Raw genomic sequence first — 5198 nt, forward strand, 5'->3', positions numbered from 1 at the left:
CTCCTCGCCATGGCCCAGGGCCTCGCCCGGGGCATGACCCTCCGCGCCGGCCTCATCGAATCCCTCGCCGCCGACCGCACCCTCGACCTCGCCATTATCCTCTGCAGCGAAACACACATGGCCCGGCACTACCTCGCGCGCCCCGCCGAGATTGCACCCGGCGTCAGCAATCTCGACCTCATCGCACGGGTCCTCCGCCCGCTCGATGCCGCCTGGCCGCGCATCCTCGCCGCTGCCGGCGAGGAGACCACCGTCCTCCTCTTCGCCCTCCACGGCATGCACCACCAGGTCGATTACTCCCCCATCGCCCCCCAGCTCATCGCCCTGGCGCTCGGCCGCGACCCCGCCTCCGCCGTCCCCCGCCCCGACCTCCTCCGCCGCATCCGCGATGCAATCCCCGACCCGGTCCACCGCGCCATCTGGCAGCGGCTCCCCGCGCGCATCCGCGCCGCCCGCCAGGCTGCCATCAACCTCCGCGGCATCAACCCCGCCGGTGAACCGCTCTTCCCCGTCGGCCACGACGGCGACCCCGCCATCCGCGTCAGCCTCCGCGGCCGCGAAGCCGCCGGCGTGGTCGACCCCGCCGAGGCACCCGCCCTCCTCGACCGCCTCGCAGCGGTCGCCGCCCGCTTCCGCACACCCGATGGCCAGCCGGCCTACGCCGACACGCTCCGCATTCCCGAGCGCTTCCCCGGCCCCCGCGCCGACCGCCTCCCCGACCTCCTGCTCCTCGCCAACCGCGAGGTGGTCGCCGTGTCCCACCTCCTCGATGACGGCGGCATCCGCCTCGTCAACCCCTCCCGCGAGGCGCGCAACGGCATCCATACCGGCACCGGCTTCTGCTTCGTTCGTCCCGCTGCCGGGCTCTCCCCGACCGTCTGCCCGGCCGATGCGCGCGACTTCGCCCCGACCTTCCACCAGCTCCTCGGCGTGCCCACCTTCGCCGATCTCGAAGCCTGCCTCGCCACCGTCGAAGCTGATGCCCTCCTGGTGCTCAGCCCGCCGGCCTGCCACGCCGCCCACGTCGATGCCGGGCTCGCCGCCGGCCTCCACGTCCTCGTCGAAAAGCCGCCGGCCCTCCGCCTCGCCGATGCGGCCGGCTGGGAGCGGCCGCCCCGCGGCAGCGTCACGGCCGCCTTCACCCGCCGGCTTTGGCCCGGCTACCGCCAGCCGCCACCGCCCGGCCCCGCCGAATGGCGCCTCCTCCTCGAGACCGACCCCGCCGCCTGGGGAGCACGCCAGCCCTCGCCCGTCGAGCACGACCTGCTCCCCCACGCGATCGACCTCGCCCGCTGGCTCACCGGCGCCGACCTCCGCCGGCCCGCAGCGCTCCAGCTGGGTCACGGCCGCCTCTCCGGCCGCTTCGACCTCCCCGCCGGCGGCACGTTCCAGTGGGAGGTCGGCCACGCCGGCGGCTACCGTGAGCGCCTCACCCGCGATGGCCGCACCCTCGCCAGCTACCCCCGCCGCGGCGTACCCCTCCCCTTCCGCCGCCGCACCCCGCACGATGTCGCCGCCGTCGCCGACTTCCTCGCCGCCTGGGCCGCCACCCTCCGGCCCGGCGCCCCGCCGGACCCCCGCCTGCCGACCTCCGCCGACCTCGCCGCCGTGGTCGGCGTCATCGAAGCCGTGACCGCGCCATGACTGCCCGCGCCGTCTCCGTGGTCATCCCGGTGAAGGATGACCCCCGCATCGAAGCCTGCCTCGACTCCATCCTCGCCGCCTGCCCGCCGGCTCTCGACCTCCGCCTCATCGTCGTCGATAACGGCTCCGCCCCCGACTTCTCGGCGTGGCTTGAAGCGCGTTGCGCCGGCCGCGTCGCCCTCCTCCGGGACCCCGTCCCCGGCGTCTACCGCGCCCGCAACCTCGGCGTCGAGCACGCCCACGGCGAGGCCGTCTTCTTCACCGATGCCGACTGCCTTGTGCGCACCGGCTGGTTCGAAGCCGGCCTCGCCGCCCTCGCTGCCGGCGCCGACCTCGTCCAGGGCTTCTCTGGCTCCCTTCGCAGCGATCGCATCTCCCGGCTCATCCAGCACCGCTACGAGGCCCGCTTCCGGCGCCCTGCCGGCCGGGGCCCCAACCGAAACCGACACCCGCAATCTCGCCGTCCGCCGCGCCGTCTTCGAGCGCCTCCGCTTCGACGAGCGCTTCCGCCGCGTGGGCGATACCGCCTTCGGCCTCCACGCCGAGCGCCTCGGCTGCCGGGTGGCCTACGCCCCCGCCATGCGCGTCGACCACGACCACGACCGCGGCCTCCGCATCTTCGCCGCCCAGCAGGTCTGCCACGGCTGGGGCGCCCAGCGCCTCATGCTCGAATCCCCCGGGCTCCCATGGCACGGCGGACAGCTCCGGCAGGTTGCGCGGCTCGCGCCCCGGATCAGCTCACTTCCCGGTCGGCCTGTCCTCGCTGGCGGCCTCCGGCGGGCAAGCCTTGCGGCCGCCGGGGCGCTCGAGGCAGCCGCCCCCCGCCTGCCCTTCCCTGTTGCAGCCGCGCTGCTGGCGGGTATCGATAAGACTGCCCTCCTCGCCGGCCACCTCAGCTACCGCCCTGGCGACCCCGAGCCCTCCCCGTCCGGCCTGCTCGGCCGCCGGCTGCCGCGCGATTGACCGTTTACGCCCCCGGCTTCGCGATCATCAGCCAGAGGAACACCAGCCAGAGCAGCGTCAGCACAATCCCTGCCAGCTGCGCCCCGCGGTCGTTCAGCTTCGATTTCAGCTCCGCCGTCACCGGACCGTTGCCCAGCGCTACCGCCACATCCCGCGCGGCCTTCACCTTCCGCAGGTAGAACCCGTGGTCGATCGCCAGCGCCACGATAATCAGCGTGTAGGCGGTCGAAATCCACGCATCGCCGAACGAATAGCCGGCTTCATTGACCAGCAGCGAGCCGAACACGATCGCCAGGATCGCCCCGAGCGAGGTCACGAACCGCTCCGAGCGCAGCTGCAGGTCCAGCAGCGTCACCACCGTATTCGCCGCCGTCGCCCGGCTCGCCGCGACCGCCGCGCCCGTCGTCAGGCCCGTGGCGGCCAGCAAAAAGAACACCCCAACCAGGTGCCCGAACAGATACCACTCCTGCGTGTTCATGCGTCCTCCGCTGCCGAAGTCGCCCGCAACGTACCGCGCGCAGCCCTGCCTTGTCATCATCCCGCGTCCTGCTACGCTCACCGCCATGCGGGTCACCTTCCTCGGCACCGGCGCCGGAACCGATACGCCCCACCGCGCCGGCTCCTCCATCCTCCTCACCGCCGCCGGCGAATCCCTCCTCCTCGATTGCGGCCCCCGCGCCTACGACCGCCTCATCATGGCCGGCGTCTCGCCCGCGGTCATCAGCCGCATCCTCCTCAGCCACCTCCACCCCGACCACACCCTCGGCCTCGCCGAGTTCATCCAGGCCATGACCTTCCCCCATGGCGCCCTGCCGCTCGAAATCCACGGCCCGCCGGGCACCGCCGAATTCGCCGCCTCGATGGTGCGCGCCGCCTCGCTCGTCACCGGCATGCCCGGCCGCGGCTGGGGCGAACCGCTCGAGGTCCCGGTGCACGAGATCCCGCCCGGCGATACCCGCGAATCCGGCCCCTTCCGCATCCGCACCGAGCAGGTTCCCCACGCCCCCAACCTCGTCTGCGAGGCGCGCCGCATCGAAGCCGGCGGCAGGGCCGCGGTCTACAGCGGCGACACCACCGCCGCCGAGGAGATCATGGTCCCGCTCGCCGATGGCGCCGACCTCCTCATCCACGAGTGCTACTCCCTCGCCGGCATCGAACGCTGGACCGCGGCCTTCGAACCCCGAAGGTCCGCCGCCATCCGCGCCGCCTTCGAGCGCACCCACGCCGAGATCAGCTACGTCGCCCGCGTGGCCCGCGAGGCTGGCGTTCGCACCCTCGTGCTCACCCATCTCAACCCGGGCGAACGCGCGGAAGAGCTGCTCGATACCGCTGCCGCCGGGTTCCGCGGCACCATCGTCATCGCCAGCGACGGCCTCAGCCTCGCCGTCTAGACCCCCGCCGGGCGGTGGTTCCCCCATTGCTCCCACGAGACCAGCTCATCGAGCGGCAGCCGCTGCCGCCCCTGGCTGAGCGGGTGCTTCAGGTCCGGGTAGCCCAGCGCGATCACCATCGCCACCGTGCACTCCTCCGGGATGCCCAGCGCGGCCCGCGCGCACTCCTGCCGATGCATCGCCACCGGGCAGCTCGCCACCCCCATCGCCCAGGCTGCGACCATCAGGTTCTGCGCCGCCCGACCCGCATCGAAGCCGCTGCCGCCCGGCAGCAGCACCACCGCCACCGCTGCCGGCGCGGCCTCCAGGTGCGCCGCGTAGTCCCCGCACGTCGCCAGCCTCGCCCGCCCCTCGGCCGATTCCACCACCACCATCCGCACCGGCTGGCTGTTCTTCGAACTGCCCGCCATCCGGCCGGCCTGCAGCACCCGTGTCAGCACGTCCCCCGGCAGCGGGTCCGGCAGGAAGTGGCGGGTGTCGCGCTTGCTGATAATCGCCCGGTACGCATCCATGCTCCGTCCTCCGGCGTTCCTCCTCGCAGTGCCGGGATCCTACAGGCCCGGCGCCCGGTTCGCATGAACGCTATTGCCCTTCGCACTCTCGCGGCTGCGAATAGACGGCCCCCGCCCGCTCCGAGCAGGTCCGCTGGCTCACGTTCACCACCAGGTGCCCCGTCACGTCGATCGACGTCGCGTACCGGTCGAGGTTTGGCCCGTCGGCATCGAGCCGCACCCCGGTGAAGTCGTAGACTGCGCCGTTGCACGTCTCCCGGAAGAGCAGCGAGGACCCCCGCGCCGGCGGGCTCATCCGGTCGCCGAACTGCTCCAGCAGCCCCGCCAGCGCCGGGTCCGTCGATGCCACCACCTGCACCCGGCAGCGCCGCGCGGGGTTCGCCCGGTTCGCTGCGTCGAGGTCGGCCAGCGCCAGGAAGCTGCCGTCCATCAGCCGCGCCACGAAGAAATTCCGCACCGGCACGAACTGCACCGTCCCCCGGCCGTACGCCTCCGCCAGCTCCAGCCGCAGCTCGCCCGTATCCGCGCCCGATTCCCAGTACACCACCAGGCACGAGCCCACCCCGAACAGCAGCACCAGCACCGCCAGCGCCGTAAAGCACCCAAAGAAGACCGGCGGCCGCTGATTCGGCAGGTCCTCGTCGTACATGCCCGTCATGCTGCCATTTATTCTGGCGCGGCCGGGCCG

6 protein-coding genes are annotated in these 5198 nt (G+C 73.0%); 3 read left to right on the forward strand and 3 right to left on the reverse strand.

Annotation, left to right across the window (positions count from 1 at the left end; genetic code table 11):
• Together VAE46_RS03960 and VAE46_RS03965 are read left to right on the forward strand one after the other, a co-directional pair.
• Nucleotides 1-1644 (forward strand): Gfo/Idh/MocA family oxidoreductase (locus VAE46_RS03960; RefSeq protein ID WP_322795621.1); only part of this gene is annotated, 1644 nt, incomplete at its 5' end.
• On the forward strand, nt 1641-2513 hold the full coding sequence (locus VAE46_RS03965) for a glycosyltransferase family A protein (RefSeq protein WP_416223936.1): 873 nt from the start codon (nt 1641-1643) through the stop codon (nt 2511-2513). The genes VAE46_RS03960 and VAE46_RS03965, both read left to right, overlap by 4 nt.
• Nucleotides 2514-2611: 98 nt before the next feature.
• Here the strand turns inward: VAE46_RS03965 and VAE46_RS03970 are convergent, their stop codons facing one another.
• The gene (locus VAE46_RS03970; protein WP_322795623.1) at nt 2612-3085 is read right to left on the reverse strand and encodes a DUF2269 family protein; all 474 of its coding nucleotides are present in this window, start codon (nt 3083-3085) and stop codon (nt 2612-2614) included.
• Here VAE46_RS03970 and VAE46_RS03975 point away from each other — a divergent pair.
• Complete coding sequence (locus VAE46_RS03975) at nt 3084-3998, forward strand: MBL fold metallo-hydrolase (protein WP_322795626.1); 915 nt, start codon at nt 3084-3086, stop codon at nt 3996-3998. The two genes, VAE46_RS03970 and VAE46_RS03975, sit on opposite strands and share 2 nt — an antisense overlap.
• Here the strand turns inward: VAE46_RS03975 and VAE46_RS03980 are convergent.
• Both VAE46_RS03980 and VAE46_RS03985 read right to left on the reverse strand, forming a co-directional pair.
• On the reverse strand, nt 3995-4510 hold the full coding sequence (locus VAE46_RS03980; protein WP_322795624.1) for a nitroreductase family protein: 516 nt from the start codon (nt 4508-4510) through the stop codon (nt 3995-3997). The genes VAE46_RS03975 and VAE46_RS03980 overlap by 4 nt on opposite strands.
• Before the next feature lie 70 nt (nt 4511-4580).
• Nucleotides 4581-5198 (reverse strand): hypothetical protein (locus VAE46_RS03985; RefSeq protein ID WP_322795625.1); only part of this gene is annotated, 618 nt, incomplete at its 5' end.

The organism is Tepidiforma sp. (assembly GCF_034433535.1).
In the GTDB taxonomy this organism is placed as follows: domain Bacteria; phylum Chloroflexota; class Dehalococcoidia; order Tepidiformales; family Tepidiformaceae; genus Tepidiforma.